This window comes from Erwinia rhapontici (genome assembly GCF_012271765.1).
In the GTDB taxonomy this organism is placed as follows: Bacteria; Pseudomonadota; Gammaproteobacteria; order Enterobacterales; family Enterobacteriaceae; genus Erwinia; species Erwinia rhapontici.
Genome location: NZ_VRKO01000016.1, coordinates 614,075 through 633,880, shown reverse-complemented (window position 1 = coordinate 633,880; position 19,806 = coordinate 614,075). Strand labels below are relative to the sequence as shown.

General features: G+C 52.1%; 19 protein-coding genes and 2 tRNA genes. 11 read left to right on the top strand and 10 right to left on the bottom strand.

What is annotated here, in order from left to right; all coding sequences use genetic code 11:
• Window positions 1-14 precede the first annotated feature (14 nt).
• Both gloA and rnt read left to right on the top strand, forming a co-directional pair.
• Window positions 15-422: a lactoylglutathione lyase gene (gene gloA / locus FVB43_RS19920; RefSeq protein WP_133845248.1), complete on the top strand. Its 408-nt coding sequence runs from the start codon at window positions 15-17 to the stop codon at window positions 420-422.
• Between the two features lie 96 nt (window positions 423-518).
• Window positions 519-1,187: a ribonuclease T gene (rnt, locus tag FVB43_RS19915; RefSeq protein WP_133845250.1), complete on the top strand. Its 669-nt coding sequence runs from the start codon at window positions 519-521 to the stop codon at window positions 1,185-1,187.
• Window positions 1,188-1,263: 76 nt separating this feature from the next.
• On the opposite strand, the gene FVB43_RS19910 is transcribed toward rnt, so the two are convergent.
• The gene (locus FVB43_RS19910) at window positions 1,264-1,602 is read right to left on the bottom strand and encodes a Grx4 family monothiol glutaredoxin (RefSeq protein ID WP_133845252.1); all 339 of its coding nucleotides are present in this window, start codon (window positions 1,600-1,602) and stop codon (window positions 1,264-1,266) included.
• A 385-nt stretch (window positions 1,603-1,987) separates the two neighbouring features.
• On the opposite strand from FVB43_RS19910, the gene FVB43_RS19905 reads away from it, so the two are divergent.
• On the top strand, window positions 1,988-2,860 hold the full coding sequence (locus FVB43_RS19905; RefSeq protein WP_133845254.1) for a C40 family peptidase: 873 nt from the start codon (window positions 1,988-1,990) through the stop codon (window positions 2,858-2,860).
• A gap of 42 nt (window positions 2,861-2,902) precedes the next feature.
• Here FVB43_RS19905 and cydH read toward each other — a convergent pair whose 3' ends face one another.
• The gene (gene cydH / locus FVB43_RS19900; protein WP_133845256.1) at window positions 2,903-2,992 is read right to left on the bottom strand and encodes a cytochrome bd-I oxidase subunit CydH; all 90 of its coding nucleotides are present in this window, start codon (window positions 2,990-2,992) and stop codon (window positions 2,903-2,905) included.
• A gap of 294 nt (window positions 2,993-3,286) precedes the next feature.
• Here cydH and purR point away from each other — a divergent pair, with 294 nt between their 5' ends.
• Window positions 3,287-4,312 (top strand): HTH-type transcriptional repressor PurR, encoded by a 1,026-nt coding sequence (gene purR, locus FVB43_RS19895; protein ID WP_133845257.1) that lies wholly within the window; start codon window positions 3,287-3,289, stop codon window positions 4,310-4,312.
• On the opposite strand, the gene punR is transcribed toward purR, so the two are convergent.
• Window positions 4,309-5,241: a DNA-binding transcriptional activator PunR gene (gene punR / locus FVB43_RS19890; protein WP_133845259.1), complete on the bottom strand. Its 933-nt coding sequence runs from the start codon at window positions 5,239-5,241 to the stop codon at window positions 4,309-4,311. The two genes, purR and punR, sit on opposite strands and share 4 nt — an antisense overlap.
• A gap of 113 nt (window positions 5,242-5,354) precedes the next feature.
• Here punR and punC point away from each other — a divergent pair, with 113 nt between their 5' ends.
• Complete coding sequence (punC, locus tag FVB43_RS19885) at window positions 5,355-6,566, top strand: purine nucleoside transporter PunC (RefSeq protein WP_167864604.1); 1,212 nt, start codon at window positions 5,355-5,357, stop codon at window positions 6,564-6,566.
• Window positions 6,567-6,878: 312 nt separating this feature from the next.
• Window positions 6,879-8,027, top strand: coding sequence for a cyclopropane fatty acyl phospholipid synthase (gene cfa / locus FVB43_RS19880; RefSeq protein ID WP_167864603.1), 1,149 nt, complete (start codon window positions 6,879-6,881; stop codon window positions 8,025-8,027).
• Window positions 8,028-8,077: 50 nt separating this feature from the next.
• On the opposite strand, the gene FVB43_RS19875 is transcribed toward cfa, so the two are convergent.
• Window positions 8,078-8,743, bottom strand: coding sequence for a riboflavin synthase subunit alpha (locus FVB43_RS19875; RefSeq protein WP_133845265.1), 666 nt, complete (start codon window positions 8,741-8,743; stop codon window positions 8,078-8,080).
• A 284-nt stretch (window positions 8,744-9,027) separates the two neighbouring features.
• Between FVB43_RS19875 and FVB43_RS19870 the strand changes: the two genes are divergently transcribed.
• The 5 genes from FVB43_RS19870 to FVB43_RS19850 all read left to right on the top strand — a co-directional run bounded on the left by FVB43_RS19870 (window position 9,028) and on the right by FVB43_RS19850 (window position 13,274).
• Window positions 9,028-10,401: an MATE family efflux transporter gene (locus FVB43_RS19870; RefSeq protein ID WP_133845266.1), complete on the top strand. Its 1,374-nt coding sequence runs from the start codon at window positions 9,028-9,030 to the stop codon at window positions 10,399-10,401.
• A 146-nt stretch (window positions 10,402-10,547) separates the two neighbouring features.
• Window positions 10,548-10,624 (top strand) — tRNA-Val (locus tag FVB43_RS19865).
• 159 nt (window positions 10,625-10,783) lie between these two features.
• A tRNA-Val gene (locus FVB43_RS19860) sits at window positions 10,784-10,860 on the top strand.
• Between the two features lie 460 nt (window positions 10,861-11,320).
• Entirely contained in the window at window positions 11,321-12,733 is a 1,413-nt protein-coding gene (gene pykF / locus FVB43_RS19855) for a pyruvate kinase PykF (RefSeq protein WP_159337214.1), read from the top strand.
• 304 nt (window positions 12,734-13,037) lie between these two features.
• A complete protein-coding gene (locus FVB43_RS19850; protein ID WP_034895178.1) occupies window positions 13,038-13,274 on the top strand; it encodes a major outer membrane lipoprotein in 237 nt (78 codons plus the stop codon).
• Window positions 13,275-13,380: 106 nt separating this feature from the next.
• Here the strand turns inward: FVB43_RS19850 and FVB43_RS19845 are convergent, their stop codons facing one another.
• The 6 genes from FVB43_RS19845 to sufB form a co-directional block, all read right to left on the bottom strand.
• Window positions 13,381-14,412, bottom strand: a complete 1,032-nt coding sequence (locus tag FVB43_RS19845; protein WP_133845270.1) for a L,D-transpeptidase family protein — start codon at window positions 14,410-14,412, stop codon at window positions 13,381-13,383.
• 139 nt (window positions 14,413-14,551) lie between these two features.
• A complete protein-coding gene (sufE, locus tag FVB43_RS19840; protein ID WP_133845272.1) occupies window positions 14,552-14,974 on the bottom strand; it encodes a cysteine desulfuration protein SufE in 423 nt (140 codons plus the stop codon).
• Window positions 14,975-15,041: 67 nt separating this feature from the next.
• Window positions 15,042-16,262 carry a cysteine desulfurase SufS gene (gene sufS, locus FVB43_RS19835; protein WP_167864602.1) on the bottom strand — a complete coding sequence of 407 codons (1,221 nt, stop codon included), beginning with the start codon at window positions 16,260-16,262 and terminating at the stop codon, window positions 15,042-15,044.
• Window positions 16,259-17,539: a Fe-S cluster assembly protein SufD gene (sufD, locus tag FVB43_RS19830; RefSeq protein WP_133845276.1), complete on the bottom strand. Its 1,281-nt coding sequence runs from the start codon at window positions 17,537-17,539 to the stop codon at window positions 16,259-16,261. Before sufD ends, sufS begins: the two co-directional genes overlap by 4 nt.
• Window positions 17,514-18,260 carry a Fe-S cluster assembly ATPase SufC gene (gene sufC, locus FVB43_RS19825; protein ID WP_133845278.1) on the bottom strand — a complete coding sequence of 249 codons (747 nt, stop codon included), beginning with the start codon at window positions 18,258-18,260 and terminating at the stop codon, window positions 17,514-17,516. The genes sufD and sufC overlap by 26 nt, the downstream gene beginning before the upstream one ends.
• A gap of 50 nt (window positions 18,261-18,310) precedes the next feature.
• The gene (gene sufB / locus FVB43_RS19820) at window positions 18,311-19,804 is read right to left on the bottom strand and encodes a Fe-S cluster assembly protein SufB (RefSeq protein ID WP_133845279.1); all 1,494 of its coding nucleotides are present in this window, start codon (window positions 19,802-19,804) and stop codon (window positions 18,311-18,313) included.
• Between the last annotated feature and the right edge of the window lie 2 nt (window positions 19,805-19,806).

The window sequence follows — 19,806 nt, the reverse complement described above, 5'->3', positions numbered from 1 at the left end:
TAAAAGAGGATGTTATGCGTTTACTTCACACCATGCTGCGCGTTGGCGATCTGCAACGCTCTGTTGATTTTTATACTAAAGTGCTGGGCATGCGCCTGCTGCGCACCAGTGAAAATACCGAATATAAATACACCCTCGCGTTTGTCGGCTACACCGAAGAGAGCGAAGGTGCTGTCATTGAGCTGACCTACAACTGGGGCGTGGATAAATACGACCTGGGCAATGCTTACGGACATATCGCACTGGGCGTGGATGATGTGGCCGCGACCTGCGATCGTATCCGCAACGATGGCGGGAACGTGACCCGTGAAGCCGGTCCGGTAAAAGGTGGCACCACCGTGATCGCGTTTGTTGAAGACCCGGATGGCTATAAAATTGAGCTGATCGAGAACAAACAAGCGGGTAATGGCCTCGGCCACTAAGTATTTCGGGTGCCTTTTAGGCACCCGCTTCCCCTCCCTGCTGCATCCCCCGACAAAATTTGCCATAATGCGCGCTGCCTTTTTTTCTCCTGTGAGATGCCGATGTCTGAATCGAATGAACTGAATACCCTTAGCAGCCGTTTTCGCGGTTTTTATCCAGTCGTTATTGATGTTGAAACCGCCGGTTTTGATGCCAAAACTAACGCATTACTGGAAATCGCAGCGGTGACGCTAAAGATGAATGACGATGGCTGGCTGGAGAAAGATGAGACGATCCATTTCCACGTAGAGCCTTTTGTCGGTTCAGTTCTGCAACCTGAAGCGCTGGCATTTAACGGTATCGACCCGGAGAATCCGCTGCGCGGTGCGGTCAGTGAACATGAAGCGTTGCATGCCATTTTCAAACTGGTGCGCAAGGGAATTAAGGAGAGCGGCTGTAGCCGGGCGATTATGGTGGCACACAACGCCACATTCGATCTGAACTTCATGAATGCGGCTGCCGAACGCGCCAGCCTGAAGCGTAATCCTTTCCACCCATTCGTCACCTTTGACACCGCGGCACTCAGCGGGCTTGTACTGGGGCAAACCGTTCTGGCGAAGGCCTGTACCGCAGCTGGAATGCCTTTTGATAACGCCCAGGCACACTCCGCACTGTACGATACCCTGCAAACGGCCGATCTGTTCTGCGAACTGGTCAACCGCTGGAAACGTCTGGGAGGCTGGCCACTGCCGGTTGATGCAGAAAGTGACGACAGCGAAGAATAAAGCAACGTGCTGTAAACTCGAAAAAAAACCGGACCTCTCAGGGCCCGGTTTTTTTTATGCTGCCAATAAGCCTGCGTTACTCTGCGGCGTCAGACGGATATTTCTGAGCAGTTTCTTTAATCAACTGCTGCAGCTCGCCGCGCTGATACATCTCGATGATGATATCGCAGCCACCCACCAGCTCACCGTCTACCCACAGCTGTGGGAACGTTGGCCAGTTGGCATATTTTGGCATTTCTGCACGGATGTCCGGGTTCAGCAGAATATCAACGTACGCGAAGCGCTCGCCACAAGCAGATAACGCCTGAACAGCCTGAGCAGAGAAACCGCAGCTTGGCAGTTTAGGGGACCCTTTCATGTACAACAGAATAGGGTTTTCAGAGATCTGACGTTGAATTTTTTCAACAGTACTCATAAATATCTTCCTCAATACGATACATCGTGTGTAGGCTGGGCGCAGCCTGCTTATTGTAGCGATTCTGCCCTGGCGATGAAAATGACATTTTCACATGCGAGAGAGGTAAAAATGTGACCAATAGACAAAACAGGGAAACAAAATAACATTTTCTTATCATCACTGCTGCACCTGTTATGACTAACACTGGTTTTATTGCTGGGTTAACCACCTGATTGTGCTCAATATTACATCATTTTCTTGATCTGTATTATTGAAACAAAAAAGACCTTACCCTTTGTTAAGAAGTTAGATTAGAATTGGCCTAACCTTCTGCATACCGCAGAAATCTCTTTTTTTACCGCGTTGCTGCTTTTTTGTAGCGCACAAACTGTTAATGGGAACGATGCGTTTACTCATCACGCTCTTCATACTGGCTTTCACTCAGTTGTTCTTCAACATGGCGCACGCATCGCCACATGCCCCTATTAATGCAAAACAGCAAAAAGCCGAAAGCAATACTGCACGTGTAGATGACCGCCGTAAGCGCCGCCCGGTAAAAGCCACTTCGACCAAAAAAGTCAAAGAACCTGTCAGTAAGAAAGCCAAAGAAACCGCTAAAAAAGAACCCTCTAAATCAGCACGGCTTCTGCTGGCAAAAAAACTGAAAGAGAAAGAAAAGAAAAAAACCAGCGTGGCCCCGGTGCGTAATGCGAAGGTGGAGAAGAAAACACTGAGTAAAAAACTCGCGGCCAGCAAAAAAGCAGATAAAAAACATTATGGTCGTCAACGCGCAGGCAGCAAAGCCACTGACGATGATAACGATGCTCTGAACGCCCCGCTCAAACTCAGCAAAGCGCATCGCGCTCGCTACCAGAAAGCACGTGAGACGGCGATGAACAAGCTGATGGGCCAGCTCGGTAAACCTTATCAATGGGGCGGCACCTCTCCGAAAACCGGTTTCGACTGCAGTGGTCTGGTGTGGTATGCCTATAAAGACCTGGTGAAGTTCAAGATCCCACGCACGGCTAATGAAATGTACCATCTGCGTGATGCGGCTTCGATTAAGCGCGATCAGTTAGAGAAAGGTGATCTGGTCTTCTTCCGTATTAACGGACGTGGCACAGCAGATCATGTTGGCGTCTATCTGGGTGGAGGGAAATTTATTCAGTCTCCACGGACAGGTAAAGATATTCAGGTCAGTGCGTTGAGCGAAGATTACTGGCAGGAACATTACATCGGTGCGCGCCGTATGATGACGCCTAAAACGATTCGATAATGCGTGTGGGTTCGGGAAGAGTTTCCTCCTCCCGTGCAAGAATTAATGCATTACCGCCGTAAAACTAAACGCAATAATCATCAGCAGTGAACCCACAACGGTCAGCGCCGTCATTTTCATATCAGTGTTCATTCTCTCTCCTCAATAACCTTGTTATTAGTAAGCCAACAGATTTTCCCACAGTTACCCGTAAAAATCTCGTTTTCTGTGCGCAGCCTTGTTAGAATTCTTTATTCCGTTGCGCAACACCGTTGGCAACGTGTAAAAGTCAGCACTGCATGTCACTCTACGGACGATTTTACCCCTTCCCGACCCTTTGAGACAGCACCCAAAATAATTCTGGTCGGGCAGGAATGGCTGTACCCAGGCAAACGTTTAACCAATTAGTTATCAAGATGTTACGATAACACCAGGAGTACGATTTTCATGGCAACAATTAAGGATGTGGCAAAGCGCGCCGGTGTTTCAACCACCACTGTGTCTCACGTGATTAACAAAACGCGCTTTGTAGCCGAAGAGACGCGCGAAGCGGTATGGGTTGCAATCAAAGAATTGCATTACTCCCCCAGCGCCGTAGCCCGCAGTCTGAAGGTCAACCACACCAAAACCATTGGCCTTCTGGCAACATCCAGTGAAGCGCCCTATTTTGCAGAGATCATTGAAGCAATAGAAAACCGCTGCTTTGCCAAAGGCTATACGCTGATTTTGGGCAATGCGCACAACGACCTGCAAAAGCAACAGGCCTATCTGTCAATGATGGCGCAAAAACGCGTCGATGGGCTGCTGGTGATGTGTTCAGAATATCCTGACACGTTGATTTCTATGCTGGAAGATAACCGTAATATTCCGATGGTCGTCATGGATTGGGGCGAATCACGCGGTGATTTCACTGATACCGTGCTTGATAATGCTTTTGAGGGTGGTTACCTGGCGGGGCGCTACCTGATCGAACGTGGGCACCGCGATATCGGTGCGATCCCAGGCCAGCTTGAGCGTAATACAGGCGGTGGCCGCCATGCCGGATTCCTGAAGGCACTGGCAGAAGCGGGCATCACTTTGCGCGATGAATGGCTGGTGCAGGGCGATTTTGAACCTGAATCTGGCTATCGCGCCATGCAGCAAATTTTGTCGCAGAAGCAGCGCCCAACGGCCATTTTCTGTGGCGGTGATATTATGGCCATGGGCGCGATTTGCGCAGCAGATGAAATGGGGCTACGCGTACCTCAGGATATTTCAGTGATCGGTTATGATAACGTGCGCAACGCCCGCTACTTTACGCCCGCACTGACCACCGTCCACCAGCCAAAAGAGCGTCTGGGCGAAACCGCTTTTGATATGTTGCTGGACCGTATTACCAGCAAGCGCGAAGATCCGCAAACCATTGAAGTTCACCCTTCACTGATCGAGCGTCGTTCCGTTGCCGATGGTCCTTTCCGCGACTACCGCCGTTAATCACTCACCTGCCACTGGCCAGGATGTTCGCTTAACCACTCTGCATTCAGGGTTTCTGTGCTCCCCAGATAGTCCAGTAACCAACTTAGCGCCGGTGAGGCGCTTTGTTCCGACCAGCTGAGATAACAGGGACTGTCGGGAAACGGGGACGTCAGCGTCACTTCTCCTAACACGCCTTGTTGCAGCCAGGGCTGGGCAAAATGACCGGGTACCATCCCAACACACAGCCCGGCTCGCAGGCAGTCAAACGCACTTTCCCAGTCAGGCACCACCAGCCGTCGTTGATTATCTAATGTCCACGTGGTGCGTTTCGGCAAGGCACGTGAGGTATCTTCCAGCACCAGCGATGGCCACTCACGGATTAACGTCTCGCTTAACGGTCCCTCATGGCTCAGCAGAGGATGTGACGTTTTCACCACGCAGCGCCAGTTAAGACTTCCCATATCACGAAAAGCAAAACGTCCTCGTACCGGGATCGCCTGAGTCGCACCGATCGCAACATCGACGCGACCGTCAGCCAGCGCATCCCACACACCGTTGAACACTTCCGGCATGATATGCAGTTCCATATCCGGAAAATGCCGGTAGAAATCCACGACCAGCTGCCGGGTGCGTGCCGGGCGCACAATTCTGTCGACCGCAATATTGATTTGTCCCCGCCAGCCGTTAGCCACCTGTTGACAGCGTGTGCGGGTGGCGAGCATTTTTTTGATAACAGCACGACCTTCTTCAATGAAAACCCGTCCGGCGTCCGTCAACTCCACATCACGATGACGACGCTCAAACAGACTCACGGCCAGCCAGGCTTCCAGCTGGCGCACGGTATAACTTACTGCGGAGGGGACGCGATGCAATTCCGCCGCAGCAGCGGTAAAGCTGCCCGTCCTCGCCACCGCATCAACCACTTCAAGAGAATGTTCAGACCACATGATTCGCCTTCAATATTTTTCATCGCAACCCACGAATATTAGCGTTTCACAGACGGGTCAGCACGCGATTACACTGCACGCGTAAAAAAATTGTCTAATAAGAGTTAAAAACCATGCGTTCCAAAGGATTTATGATTTACCTTGCGCTGCTCAGCATGCTGGGCTTTCTTGCTACCGATATGTACCTACCCGCGTTTGGCGTGATGCAACAGGACTTGCAGACGGAAGCCGGTGCCATTAGCGCCAGTTTAAGTATCTTCCTCGCCGGGTTTGCCTGCGCACAGCTAGTCTGGGGCCCGCTGTCAGACCGTATCGGCCGAAAACCAGTATTGATGATGGGGTTGAGTTTGTTCGCCGTTGGTTGTGCGGCAATGCTGTGGGTAGAGTCGGCTTTCTGGTTGCTGATCGTTCGCTTTGTTCAGGCCGTGGGTGTGTGCGCTGCGGCGGTGAGCTGGCAGGCTCTGGTGGTTGATCGCTACAGTGGTCCGCGGGCCAACCGTGTCTTTGCCACCATTATGCCCCTGGTCGCCCTCTCGCCTGCGCTGGCTCCCCTGTTGGGTGCCTGGTTACTGCAACACTTTTCCTGGCGTTCTATTTTCGTTGTCCTGTTACTGCTCAGTCTCGCGCTACTGATCCCTACATTGCGCTTGCCGTCACGCCCGGTGGACGATCACGCTGCCGTTAAGCCCCGCACGCCTGGCTTCCTCACATTGCTGAAGTCGCCTATTTACAGTGGCAACGTGGCGATTTATGCCGCGTGCTCTGCCAGCTTCTTTGCCTGGCTCACCGGCTCCCCTTTCATTCTGGGTAACCTTGGTTTGTCCCCTGCAGATATTGGCCTCAGCTATGTTCCGCAAACTGTGGCGTTTCTTGTCGGCGGGTTTAGCTGCCGCGCCCTGTTGAACCACTTTGCCGGGCGCCAATTGTTGCCATGGCTGCTGGCCTTCTACAGCGTCAGCATTCTCGCGATCTATTTTGTTTCACTGCAGCCGCAGCCTTCCTTGTTTGCATTGCTACTGCCGTTTTGTGGAATGGCGATGGCAAACGGTGCGATTTACCCGATTGTGGTGTCCAGTGCGTTACTGCCCTTCCCCCAGGCGACCGGTAAAGCCGCCGCCTTGCAGAATATGTTGCAGCTCGGCCTCTGTTTTTTCGCCAGTCTGGCGGTGTCAACATGGATTGAATCCCCGTTACAGACCACTACGCTGGTGATGGCTGGCACGATTGTTCTGGCTGTCGTTGGCTATATCGTCCAGCGACTGGCGGAGCAAAAACAGCCCCACCTGACGGCGCCGGGCCAGGTGGAATCCTGTAAAAACACTTAGTTAGCGCCCTAACAATAATGAATTGAATATTACCTTTCGTGGGCATATACTTTTCAGCGCAATATAAAATAACAACTTAACACCATTTTTGAGTGGGCGATGGCGTTTGTCGTCGTCCACTGTTGGTTCCTGACAGGGTTGTCATGGAGTTGTTCCGAGTGACTACGTTACGACCTCTGTCAGTTTCACATCAAACCTCTTTTTTAACGTCGGATATCAGACTGCGGCATTCGCCGTGAGTGCTCTCACAGGCCTGTAGAAACAGACAATTCTTTTTCTCAGGTTTTAATCACACAGGGTGATGGAGAAGCTATGAGTTCATCGTGTATAGAAGAAGTGAGCCTTGACGACAACCCGTGGTATCGAATCGTCCAGGAAATGTTGAGTCAGGCCAATATTGAAATCAATGGTTCCCGTCCCTGGGATATCCAGATTACCAACCCCGATTTTTTTAAACGCATTCTGCAGGAAGGATCGCTGGGGTTAGGTGAAAGCTATATGGATGGCTGGTGGGAATGCGAACGCCTGGATATCTTTTTCCAGCGTGTTTTGCAGTCAAAATTAGATCAGCAACTCCCTCACCATTTCCGCGACACCTTGCGTGTTGTGGCCTCCCGACTCACGAATCTGCAAACGCGCAAACGCGCGTGGATTGTTGGCAAAGAGCATTATGATCTGGGTAACGATCTCTTCACCCACATGCTCGATCCTTATATGCAATATTCCTGCGGTTACTGGAAAGAAGCCCGTACGCTGGAAGACGCTCAGGAAGCCAAATTGCAGATGATCTGTGAAAAACTTCAGCTGGAACCGGGCATGTCTTTACTGGATATTGGCTGTGGCTGGGGAGGTCTGGCCGAATATGCCGCGCGTCACTTTAGCGTAAATGTTGTGGGTGTTACCATTTCCGCCGAACAACAAAAGCTGGCGCAACAGCGCTGCGAAGGGCTGAATGTGACGATTTTGCTTCAGGATTATCGCGACCTGTCTGAGCAGTTCGACCGTATTGTTTCTGTCGGAATGTTTGAACATGTCGGGCCGAAAAATTACGCTACCTATTTTGATGTGGTGAATCGTAATCTGAAACCGGAAGGTATTTTCCTGCTGCATACCATTGGTGCTAACAAAACCAATAATGATGTTGACCCGTGGATCGACAAATACATTTTCCCTAACGGTTGCCTGCCCTCTGTGCGTCATATTGCCGCCGCCTGCGAACCCTGGTTCGTGATGGAAGACTGGCACAATATTGGCGCTGATTATGATGTGACGTTAATGCACTGGTATCAGCGTTTTCTTAGCGCCTGGCCTCAACTGTCGGATAAATATGGCGAGCGTTTTAAAAGGATGTTCACTTACTATCTGAATGCTTGTGCGGGGGCGTTTCGGGCAAGGGATATTCAGCTCTGGCAGGTGGTATTTACCCATGGCAAACAAGGTGGACTGCGCGTTGCGCGTTAGGACATACTCTGTTTAGCAGGGGCGACGTCATGTCGCCCTTTTTTATCGCATTACGCTTCCGGGCTCTCAGCCTGTTGTTCGCTGACTGCGGCAGCCAATAATGCCGCTTCACGCTGAGCCAGAACACGCTCAACGGTTTCCACAATCGCCTGCGTATGCGGGTCGATCTCAATATTCACACGATGCCCCAGACGTTTGCTGCCTAAGGTGGTGCGCATCAGTGTCTCGGGGATCAGATGAACACAGAATTTTGTGCGCGTCACCTCTCCTACCGTCAGGCTGATACCGTCAATGCCAACAAATCCTTTATGCAGGATATATTTCATCTGACTGGCATCCTGCGGTTTAAACCAGATTTCGCGATTGTTTTCCGAGGTGAGTATTTTGCTGATCTCTGCCGTGGTCATAATATGACCTGACATCAAATGACCGCCAATTTCATCACTGAATTTTGCTGCACGCTCAACGTTAACGGTATCACCGACTTTCAGATCGCCCAGATTGGTAATACGCAGCGTTTCTTTTACCAGATCAAAGCTAACGCGGTCGCCATCGACTTCGGTCACCGTCAGGCAACAACCATTATGGGAAACGGACGCACCCAGTTCCAGCCCGGGCAATAATGCCTCCGGCATTCTGATCACATGGGTACGAAAATTAGGTTTTTCGTCAATGTCCAGCACCTCCGCGGTGCCCTGCACAATACCGGTAAACATAGCTGTTGCCTCAATCAATGTGTTTTCGCTCCAGTTAGTTTGCCCTGGCATCGCCACAAAACCAAATAAAGTCCCGTTTAATTGCGTGACATAAAGAGCGATTCTTTTATCAGAAGATTGGCTATTTCCACCGCTGACACTAGAATGGAACGCCTGCCCTGCTGGCATCATCGCAAATGCCGTTTATTTCTTCAGCAGTGTCTTTCATCATTCAACTACCCAATGGATTTCACGTCGCAGTAAAACGTCGCGAAACATAGCGGAAAAATTAAAAAGGTGTATGTGTGCAGAAGTACCTCTTAGAGGCGCGTCAGTTATTAGCCCTTGCTATCCCGGTGATCCTTGCGCAGGTTGCGCAAACCTCCATGGGCTTTGTTGATACAGTGATGGCCGGTGCCGTTAGCGCCACGGATATGGCCGCCGTTGCAGTAGGAACCTCAATCTGGTTACCTTCCATTCTTTTTGGTCACGGTTTGATCCTGGCGCTGACGCCGGTGGTGGCTCAGCTTAATGGTTCTGGCCGACGTGAGCGCATTGCGCATCAGGTTCGCCAGGCCTACTGGCTGGCAGCGATGGTCTCTGTGCTGATTATGGTGGTGTTGTATAACGCCGGATACCTGATTGGCGCCATGCACAATGTTGACCCGGAATTATCCAGAAAGGCCGTGGGATACCTGCACGCCTTGCTGTGGGGCGCTCCCGGTTATCTGTTTTTCCAGGTCGCCCGTAATCAGTGTGAAGGTTTATCCAAAACGAAACCCGGCATGGTCATGGGGTTCCTCGGGCTGCTGGTGAATATCCCGGTTAACTACGTCTTTATCTACGGTCACTTTGGCATGCCTGCACTGGGCGGTATTGGCTGCGGCGTGGCAACCGCATCGGTCTACTGGGTGATGTTTATCGCGATGAAGGCCTGGGTGAATCGAGCCAAATCAATGCGCGATATCCGTGTTGAGGGACGTTTCAGTCCGCCAGACTGGAAAGCATTACGCCGTCTGACCGGGCTTGGTCTGCCGGTTGCGCTGGCGCTATTCTTTGAAGTGACATTGTTCGCTGTCGTGGCCCTGCTGGTGTCTCCGATGGGGATCGTCAAAGTCGCGGGCCATCAGATCGCCCTGAACTTCAGTTCACTGATGTTCGTCCTGCCTTTGTCGTTGGGGGTCGCTACCACCATCCGCGTAGGCTTCCGGCTGGGTCAGGGTTCGGTTGAGCAGGCAAAGGTCGCCGCATGGACAGCACAGGGCGTGGGCATCTGTATGGCTTGTCTCACCGCGCTGTTCACCGTGACGTTCCGCGAAGAGATCGCCCTGCTGTATACCGATAACCCTGAGGTGATTACGCTGGCAGCACAGCTGATGTTCCTGGCGGCGGTGTATCAATTCTCTGACTCCATTCAGGTGATCGGCAGCGGCATCCTGCGTGGCTATAAAGACACCCGTTCAATCTTCTTTATTACCTTCGTCGCCTATTGGATCCTCGGCCTGCCGAGCGGTTACGTGCTGGCGATGACCGACTGGGTGGTCCCGGCAATGGGCCCTTCAGGATTCTGGACCGGCTTTATCATTGGACTGACCTCCTCTGCCGTCATGATGATTTGGCGGATGCGCCGTCTGCAACGTCAGCCTGCGGAGATGATTCTCACGCGTGCAGCGCGTTAATTTTCTGATAAACCCGGGGAAAATGATTAAAATTGCTGCGCTTCGCACAGTTGCGCAGCAATCAGACGCAAAAATCCTTTTTTCTCCTTGCCAGGCGTTCGGGGTGTCGTTAATATTCGTCCCCGTTGTCACCACGACAACAATTTGCGTCTGTAGCTCAGTTGGTTAGAGCACCACCTTGACATGGTGGGGGTCGATGGTTCGAGTCCATTCAGACGCACCATCTTTCTTCCAAAGAAAGATGAGCGAATAACAAGTGGCGAGTATTTCGTGCTAATGCGCGGCGGCAATTGAGTGAATCCGCAGGAGCATACATCAGTATGTGACTGGGGTGAACGAAAGCAGCCAACAAAGCAGTAGTATGAAAGACGAAGCAAATTATGCGTCTGTAGCTCAGTTGGTTAGAGCACCACCTTGACATGGTGGGGGTCGATGGTTCGAGTCCATTCAGACGCACCAAATTCCTTTCCGAAGCATCACCCTACCCGTGTTACCCTGCTCAAAAGGCTTTGCCCTGTTCCACGAAACGTACCACATCCCCTTTTTTTGCCCTCAACCAGACTTTCAGATTAACCTTACTTCGTGCTGGTTTGCGCAACGAATTTGATGCGCATCATTCCTGCATGCTATTTCACGCTTTTTAATTGGTTTTCGAACACTTAGCGACTATAATACGGAACGTTGTTTCACTTGAATGGTTTCAGCGTATGGTTGCCCCTCAATTTATAACGAGTACCTGTTGCGCAACGTCCTGCTGCGCCTGCGCCGAAACCACGTCTCAACTTACCCTGCATGCTTTAATTCTGTCACCTATCCTTACTCAGTATCGACGTTTTCATAACGCAAATTTTTTCCTCCGGGGGAAACACCGCCGGGATCCATCTTTAATCATCCATCACAACTTAATAGATAAATCGTCATGAAAAAGACTAAAATCGTATGTACTATCGGCCCAAAAACCGAATCTGAAGAGATGCTGACTAACCTGCTTGATGCCGGTATGAACGTGATGCGTCTGAACTTTTCCCACGGGAATTATGAAGAACATGGCCAGCGTATTACTAACCTGCGCTCCGTCATGAGCAAAAGCGGTCACCAGGCTGCCATTCTGCTGGACACTAAAGGTCCTGAAATCCGTACGATGAAGCTGGAAGGCGGTAACGATGCCTCCCTGAAAGCGGGCCAGACCTTCACCTTCACCACCGACCAGACCATCATCGGTAACGCCGATACCGTCGCGGTGACTTACGCTGGTTTCGCTTCTGACCTGAAAATCGGTAACACCGTACTGGTGGATGACGGTTTGATCGGTATGGAAGTTATCGAAGTCACTGAAAGCACCGTGGTATGTAAAGTGCTGAACAACGGTGACCTGGGCGAGAACAAAGGCGTTAACCTGCCGGGCGTTTCCATTCAGTTGCCTGCGCTGGCTGAAAAAGACAAGCTGGACCTGATCTTTGGCTGTGAGCAAGGCGTCGACTTCGTTGCTGCCTCGTTCATCCGTAAGCGTTCAGACGTGATCGAAATCCGTGAGCATCTGAAAGCGCACGGCGGCGAGCATATCCAGATCATCTCCAAAATTGAAAACCAGGAAGGCCTGAACAACTTCGACGAAATCCTTGATGCCTCTGACGGTATCATGGTCGCTCGTGGTGATCTCGGCGTTGAGATCCCGGTTGAAGAAGTGATCTTCGCTCAGAAGATGATGATCAAGAAGTGTAACCGTGCACGTAAAGTGGTGATCACCGCCACTCAGATGCTCGATTCGATGATCAAAAACCCGCGCCCTACCCGTGCGGAAGCCGGTGACGTTGCCAACGCCATTCTCGACGGCACTGATGCTGTGATGCTGTCTGGTGAAAGCGCCAAAGGGAAATACCCGCTGGAGTCTGTCACCATTATGGCCACCATCTGCGAACGTACCGACCGCGTGATGAAAAGCCGCATCGACTCCCAGCACGACAACCGCAAAATGCGCATCACTGAAGCAGTCTGTCGTGGAGCGGTAGAAACGGCTGAGAAACTGGAATCGCCACTGATTGTGGTTGCCACTGAAGGCGGCAAGTCTGCGAAGTCCATTCGTAAATACTTCCCGAATGCAACGATCCTCGCCCTGACGACAAACGAGCAGACTTCACGTCAGCTGTTGCTCAGTAAAGGCATCATCACTTCCGTGGTGAAAGAAATCGCCTCAACTGACGATTTCTACCGTCTGGGTAAAGAAGCGGCAGAAGCCAGCGGCTACGCGCAGAAAGGCGATGTAGTGGTCATGGTTTCTGGTGCATTGGTACCAAGTGGAACGACCAATACTGCATCAGTGCACGTTCTGTAATTAAAAATTACGCCTTGCATTTAAAAAGCGCCCTCAGTGGCGCTTTTTTTACAACTTGCGTAAGACGTTTCACAAAGCGTCCAATCGAAATTAACGATTTAATTACCGAAGAAACGACGTTCCCTCCGATTAAAATCGCCTGTTTTCGCTTCGTTTTTTGTAAAATATCAGAAATAAGATGCTTCTTTGAGCGAACGATCAAGTTTAAGCACTTTCTCATCAAAAAATTATTCTCATTAGAAAATACTTTGTGTAATACTTGTAACGCTACATGGAGATTAACTTAATCTAGAGGGTATTAATAATGAATCGTACTAAACTGGTACTGGGCGCGGTAATCCTGGCTTCAACTATGCTGGCTGGTTGCTCAAGCAACGCTAAAATCGATCAGCTGTCTACCGACGTGCAGACTCTGAACGCTAAAGTTGACCAGCTGAGCAACGACGTGAACGCAATCCGTTCTGACGTTCAGGCTGCTAAAGATGACGCAGCTCGTGCTAACCAGCGTCTGGACAACCAGGCTCACTCTTACCGTAAGTAAGAGTTCTGGTAATGAAATGGCGCACATTGTGCGCCATTTTTTTTGCCTGTTATCCGGAGTCTTCCACCATGCGTCCAACCCCGTCTAAAACGCCCTGTAAACGATTCTAAGCCCCGCCAGCTCCAATACTAGTTACTGGTGCAGATTTGCCCTCCGAAGCAGCAGGATGCTGTTTATCCTCGTTAACAGGCAACTCACGGTTACCATCGACTTTCTCACCCTCGTTGACCAGCACTGGCATCCCTGCTCTGCGTTCAATCGCCGCTTTGATGACTACCCGATCGCTGGCATCACTGTTGATGAACTTCTTAGCAGCCACCGTCAGTGCAATCGGCATGGTTTGTGGGTCGTCCTTTTCGCTATGCGATAACGGCTGATGCACTTCCAGATAACGCTTACCGTCCGGTTCAACCGCGTATTTCACTGGCTGATTGATGATCTGCACGCGCGTGCCTTTAGGAACGCTGTTAAACAGTGCTTCGATATCGTCCGGACGCAAACGGATGCACCCTGAACTGACGCGCATGCCAATACCAAAATCAGCGTTAGTACCGTGGATCAGATAGTGCTGCTTACCGTAAGCCAGACGCAGCGCAAACAGCCCCATTGGGTTATCCGGCCCTGCGGGTACGGTTACCGGCAGCGTCTTACCTTCAGCCGCGTAGCGCTTACGAATATTAGGAGTGGGTGTCCAGGTTGGATTGGGGATTTTCTGGCTGATGCTGGTGACCATTGCCGGGGTATTCGCCCCCAGTTGACCAATACCGATGGGATAGACGATCACTTTGTTTTCATCTTTGGGATAGTAGTAGAGGCGCAGTTCAGCCACGTTGACAACGATCCCTTCACGTTTCGTATCAGGAAGTAGCATCTGCGTTGGAATGGTCAGCTGTGAACCCGCTTTGGGCAACCAGGGGTCGGTACCGGGATTGGCTTCCAGCAGGCCCAGCAGGCCCACTTTGTATTTGGCTGCCACGGACTCCAGCGGCTGCCCGTCATTGGGCACGACAAAAGTGGTGTTCTCACCAATCAGGCGGCTGTTGTCGGGAGGAAGCGGATACTCGGTTGCGCTAACGGCGTGCATCCCGGCAAGAAAGGTAAGAACAGAGATCCCGGCAAAGCGGTAAAAAAGTTTCATGCGCATTTCTCGGTTATGAATGGATAGATACACAACCTGACTCGCTTATGGCGGACGATAAATCCCCCCGTAACCGGTATCTGGATGTGTAAACACCCCACTGTAGCCTGGCGGGGTGCTTACCGAGAAGTGTAGCAATTCAAGGCTGAGTAAGAATCAGCGCTTTCTTACGAATGGCACGAATCATTGCTTCCAGTCCCTGAGAACGGGACGGCGTTAATTGTTGCGTCAGTGAAAGGTCGGCAAACCAGGGGCGGACATCGAAATCGACGATTTCCTGCGGCGTCATCTTTTGGTACAGCGCGAAGACAATGGCAATCAACCCTTTCACCAGCGCGGCATCGCTGTCGCCCTGCAGGCGAACACAGCCTGTTTCATCGGTGTCGACGACAATCCACACCTGACTCTGACAGCCCGGAATGATGTTTTCCGGCTGCTGGAGGGTTTCCGCCTCGCCCGACAGGCGCGCACCCAGCTCAATGATGTACAGATACTTCTCTTCCTGGTTAGCGCAACGATTGAAGTTACGTACCAGCTTGTCTTTATCTGGCAGAGTTGCCATTGCTTCCTCACTTAAAAACGAAAGGGCGAGGCATGCCTCGCCCCTGCGGGTCGGTGCGGGTTGAAACTTAACCCAGCAAACGGTGAATACGTGTTAAACCGGCGGCCAGTCGGTCCACTTCTTCTTCGCTATTATACAGAACAAACGAGGCACGACACATGGCAGGTACCTCGTAATGCTGCATTAACGGCATGGCACAGTGATGACCGGTACGTATCGCGATGCCATACTGGTCCAGGAAGCTGCCAACATCAAAAGCATGGTGCTTACCCAGGTTGAACGCAATCACGCCAGCGCGCTGCTGCGGGCCATAAATCACCAGATCCGGCACTGCGGCCAGTTTATCCAGTGCATAGCGCATCAGTTGCTGTTCACGTTCGGCAATCACATCCAGCCCCAGATCGCTGACCCACTTGATGGCAGCACCCAGACCGATAATCGCCCCGGTATTCGGTGACCCCGCTTCGAAGCGCCATGGAGCCGCAGCAAAGGTGGTGCCTTTGGTCAGGCTGACGGTAGCAATCATCGCCCCGCCCCCTTCCCACGGCGGCATCTGATCCAGCAGTGCCTTACGGCCATACAGGATGCCAATGCCGGTCGGGCCATAAAGTTTGTGCCCGGAGAAAACATAAAAATCGCAGTCCAGATCCTGGACGTCGACCTGGTGATGCATCACGGCCTGCGCACCGTCGATCAACGTAACCACGCCTGCGGCTTTCGCCTGCGCGACCAGCGCTTTCACCGGATTTTCAGTTCCCAGCACGTTAGAGACCTGCGTCACCGCCAGCAGGCGGGTACGGCTGTCCATCAATACAGGTAACTGAGCGATATCCAGCTCACCGTTAGCAGTCAGTGGGATAAAGCGCACTTCAGCGCCGGTGCGCTGTGCCACCATCTGCCACGGCACGATATTCGCGTGGTGCTCCATCTCCGTAATGATGATGTTGTCGCCCGGCTGCAACTGGCTGCCGCCCCAGCTGTTAGCGACCAGATTGATCGCTTCTGTGGTGCCTTTAACGAAGACGATCTCTTCCGCTGAAGCCGCATTGAGGAACTGTGCGGCCTGAGTGCGCACATTTTCCATTTCCGTGGTGGCTTCCGCACTCAGCGTGTGAATACCCCGGTGCACGGCGGCATAGCCATGTTCATAAAAGCGGCTTTCTGCGTCAATGACTGCCCGCGGCTTTTGCGCACTGGCCGCACTGTCGAGATAGGCCAGCGGTTGCCCGTTGACCTCGCGCGCCAGCAGCGGAAACTCCGCCCGAACGCGGGCCAGGTCAAAACTCATTGCAGGCCTCCAGGGAAACGCTGCGCGATGCGCTGCATCACGGCTTCTTTCAGCGTTTCATCAGAAATGGCTTCGGTTAATTCAGCGGCAAACGCATAGATAATCATGCGCTGTGCGGCGGCTTCGTCGATCCCACGAGAACGCAGATAGAACATCTGCTCTTCGTCAATACGACCGATCGTCGCACCATGACCGCATTTCACGTCATCAGCGTAGATTTCCAGCTGCGGTTTGGTATCCACTTCTGCCAGACGTCCCAGTAACAGGTTGTTGTTACTCATCTGACCGTCAGTTTTCAGCGCATACTTGGCCACTTTAATATGACCATTAAACACCGCACGGGCACGGTCACGCACAATGGTTTTATGCAGCTGACGGCTCTGGCAATGGCCTTTGTTGTGCTCAAGATAGGTGCGGCTGTCACACACTTCTTTGTCCAGCGGCAGCATCAGGCTGTTGATCACCAGGTCGCTGCCCTCGCCTTCCAGTTTGCTGCTGGTGTTGTGACGGGTCAGACCCGCCCCCAGCAGGAAGCTGTGGCTCTGCACGCGCACATCACGGCCCAGCATCAGGTCGTTATGTGAGAAGTGATAGCTGCTCTGATCTTCGAAGCAGAGGTTGTAGTGCGTCAGCTGCGCGTTATTGCCCACATCGGCGGTGAAACGCGCACCGGTAAAGTGCGTTGAGGCGTTAAGCGTGACGTAATGCTCAATCACCGTCGCTTCCGACGCTTCTTCCAGCACCAGATGGTGACGATAGTGAGAGGTGTTCATCTCGCCTGCCGCACTGCCGCTGCTGATGTGAAGCAGGTAAAGGGGACGTGCTGCTGCTTTACCACGTGCCAACTGAATGGTCGTCACTTCCTCTGCCAGGCTTTCTGTCAGATGCAGGAACACTTCGGGCTGAATTGGCGCACTCAACTCGCGACGTTCCGCGGCCTGAGTCACCTGAATGGCGAACAGGTCATACTCACTGTCACTCAGGGCCGGTGCAAAACGTCCATCAACAAACACCAGGCGCACAGCATCAATCGCCAGTGCCACGTCGTCGATAGCGTCTGTATTTAGTTCAGCAGGCTGAGGCAGCACAAACTGATGGCCCAGCAGCTGGTCCAGCGGCGTGTATTTCCAATTTTCCTGCTTACGCGTAGGCAGGCCTAAGCGCAGCAGCTGCTGCCAGTGTTGCTGAGCCTGCAACGAACGGCTTTCACCACGCGTTTCAAACAGGTGATGCCACTGTTGCAGCGCGTTATCACTCTTGGTCGGTAAGCCAGCCATAGCCTTGCTCCTCCAACTGTTTAACCAGTGAGAAATCACCTGATTTCACAATTTTGCCCTGATACAGCACATGGACGAAGTCCGGCTGGATGTAGTCAAGAATACGCTGGTAGTGCGTGACGATGATGAATGAACGTTTGCCATCACGCAGGTTGTTAACCCCGTTTGCCACGATTTTCAGGGCATCGATGTCCAGACCGGAGTCCGTCTCATCCAGGATGCACAGATCCGGCTCAAGCGCCGCCATCTGCAGAATATCATTACGCTTTTTTTCACCGCCGGAGAAACCAACGTTGACGGAGCGGGTCAACAGATCCTCAGGCATTTTCAGCAGCTGAATCTTATCTTCAATGAAGTCCTGGAAATCAAAACGGTCCAGCGCTTCCTGTTCACGGTATTTGCGCACCGCGTTAACCGAGGTTTGCAGGAAGAACTGGTTACTGACGCCAGGGATCTCAACCGGGTACTGGAAAGCCATAAAGATGCCTTCACCGGCACGATCTTCCGGGGCCAGTTCCAGCAGGTCTTTACCTTTAAACTCCACGGAGCCGCCGGTGACTTCATAATCTTCACGCCCTGCCAGAGTGGCAGAAAGGGTACTTTTCCCTGAGCCGTTTGGCCCCATGATGGCGTGAACTTCGCCCGGTTTGATTTCAAGATTCAATCCACGCAGGATAGCTTTGTCTTCAACGCTGACCTGTAAATCTTTAATGCTTAACATAAGGTTTCCTTCGTAGTGCTTTCCGGCACCATATCAATGCTGTGCGTAGGTTAGCCCACGCTGTGTTCGAGGCTGATGGCCAACAGTTTCTGCGCTTCCACTGCAAATTCCAGCGGCAGCTCTGAGAAGACATCCTTGCAGAAACCGTTAACAATCATAGAAATCGCATCGTCTTCGCTGATCCCGCGTTGCAGGCAGTAGAACAGCTGGTCTTCACCAATACGTGATGTGGTGGCCTCATGCTCTAACTGTGCGGTGTTATTACGCACTTCCACATACGGGAAAGTGTGTGCACCGCATTCCGCACCAATCAGCATCGAGTCACACTGGGTAAAGTTACGCGCATTGGTGGCGGTTGGCATGATTTTCACCAGGCCGCGATAGGTATTCTGGCTGGTGCCAGCAGAGATACCTTTAGAGATGATGGTTGACTTGGTGTTTTTACCAATGTGGATCATCTTGGTGCCGGTATCAGCCTGCTGGCGTCCGCTGGTCAGCGCGACAGAGAAGAACTCACCAATCGAGTTATCACCGCGCAGGATCACACTCGGGTATTTCCAGGTGATTGCAGAACCGGTTTCCGACTGCGTCCAGGACATCTTACTGTTCGCCCCTTCACACAGTGCACGCTTGGTGACGAAGTTCAGGATACCGCCCTCGGAGTCGCCACCGGAGAACCAGTTTTGCACCGTGGAGTATTTCACTTCCGCATCTTTGTGGATGATCACTTCCACCACCGCCGCATGCAGCTGGTAGGTGTCACGGACCGGCGCTGAACAGCCTTCGATGTAGCTCACGTAACTGCCTTCATCGGCAATCAGAATGGTGCGTTCAAACTGGCCGGTTTTCGCCGCGTTAATACGGAAATACGTCGACAGCTCCATCGGGCAGCGCACCCCTTTCGGGATGTAAACGAAAGTCCCGTCAGAGGCCACCGCTGAGTTCAGCGCGGCGAAGAAGTTGTCATTTGCCGGAACAACGGTGCCCAGATACTGTTGAACCAGCTCCGGGTGCTCGTGGATGGCTTCACCGAACGAACAGAAGATAATGCCCTCTTTCGCCAGCTTATCGCGATAGGTAGTCGATACGGAGACGGAGTCAAAGATCGCATCTACGGCCACTTCCTGGCCTTCACGTACCGGTACGCCTAACTGTTTAAAGGCGTCTTCCACTTCCTGGGTCAGGTAGTTGGGCGCATCGGTTCCTGAAGCCTGTGTGGCACCTGGCTCAGAGGCACAACTGTCATCACAGTTGCCGCAGGACGGCGCGGAATAGTAGCTGTAATCCTGATAATCCAGCTTTTTGTAGTTGGCTTTCAGCCAGTGTGGCTCTTCCATTTCAAGCCATGCAGCGAAGGCCTTCAGGCGGAATTCCAGCATCCACTCAGGTTCGTTACGTTTAGCCGAGATTGCGCGCACCACATCTTCATTGATGCCGTGTTCAAACTCTTCGGTTTGCAGTTGGGTAAAGAAGCCTTCTTTGTAGTTCTGAGGGCTGCCTTCCCAAACCTGTACATCGTCAGATGCTTCAGTATTACGAGACATAG

What these genes read in the sequence shown, in the direction of transcription:
- sufE (WP_133845272.1), bottom strand. Translation starts at nt 14,974, where the DNA reads ATGGCAACTCTGCCAGATAAAGACAAGCTGGTACGTAACTTCAATCGT.
- FVB43_RS19905 (WP_133845254.1), top strand. Translation starts at nt 1,988, where the DNA reads ATGCGTTTACTCATCACGCTCTTCATACTGGCTTTCACTCAGTTGTTC.
- FVB43_RS19875 (WP_133845265.1), bottom strand. Translation starts at nt 8,743, where the DNA reads ATGTTTACCGGTATTGTGCAGGGCACCGCGGAGGTGCTGGACATTGAC.
- sufC (WP_133845278.1), bottom strand. Translation starts at nt 18,260, where the DNA reads ATGTTAAGCATTAAAGATTTACAGGTCAGCGTTGAAGACAAAGCTATC.
- sufD (WP_133845276.1), bottom strand. Translation starts at nt 17,539, where the DNA reads ATGGCTGGCTTACCGACCAAGAGTGATAACGCGCTGCAACAGTGGCAT.
- gloA (WP_133845248.1), top strand. Translation starts at nt 15, where the DNA reads ATGCGTTTACTTCACACCATGCTGCGCGTTGGCGATCTGCAACGCTCT.
- punR (WP_133845259.1), bottom strand. Translation starts at nt 5,241, where the DNA reads ATGTGGTCTGAACATTCTCTTGAAGTGGTTGATGCGGTGGCGAGGACG.
- FVB43_RS19845 (WP_133845270.1), bottom strand. Translation starts at nt 14,412, where the DNA reads ATGAAACTTTTTTACCGCTTTGCCGGGATCTCTGTTCTTACCTTTCTT.
- purR (WP_133845257.1), top strand. Translation starts at nt 3,287, where the DNA reads ATGGCAACAATTAAGGATGTGGCAAAGCGCGCCGGTGTTTCAACCACC.
- cydH (WP_133845256.1), bottom strand. Translation starts at nt 2,992, where the DNA reads ATGAACACTGATATGAAAATGACGGCGCTGACCGTTGTGGGTTCACTG.
- punC (WP_167864604.1), top strand. Translation starts at nt 5,355, where the DNA reads ATGCGTTCCAAAGGATTTATGATTTACCTTGCGCTGCTCAGCATGCTG.
- sufS (WP_167864602.1), bottom strand. Translation starts at nt 16,262, where the DNA reads ATGAGTTTTGACCTGGCCCGCGTTCGGGCGGAGTTTCCGCTGCTGGCG.
- pykF (WP_159337214.1), top strand. Translation starts at nt 11,321, where the DNA reads ATGAAAAAGACTAAAATCGTATGTACTATCGGCCCAAAAACCGAATCT.
- FVB43_RS19910 (WP_133845252.1), bottom strand. Translation starts at nt 1,602, where the DNA reads ATGAGTACTGTTGAAAAAATTCAACGTCAGATCTCTGAAAACCCTATT.
- cfa (WP_167864603.1), top strand. Translation starts at nt 6,879, where the DNA reads ATGAGTTCATCGTGTATAGAAGAAGTGAGCCTTGACGACAACCCGTGG.
- FVB43_RS19850 (WP_034895178.1), top strand. Translation starts at nt 13,038, where the DNA reads ATGAATCGTACTAAACTGGTACTGGGCGCGGTAATCCTGGCTTCAACT.
- rnt (WP_133845250.1), top strand. Translation starts at nt 519, where the DNA reads ATGCCGATGTCTGAATCGAATGAACTGAATACCCTTAGCAGCCGTTTT.
- sufB (WP_133845279.1), bottom strand. Translation starts at nt 19,804, where the DNA reads ATGTCTCGTAATACTGAAGCATCTGACGATGTACAGGTTTGGGAAGGC.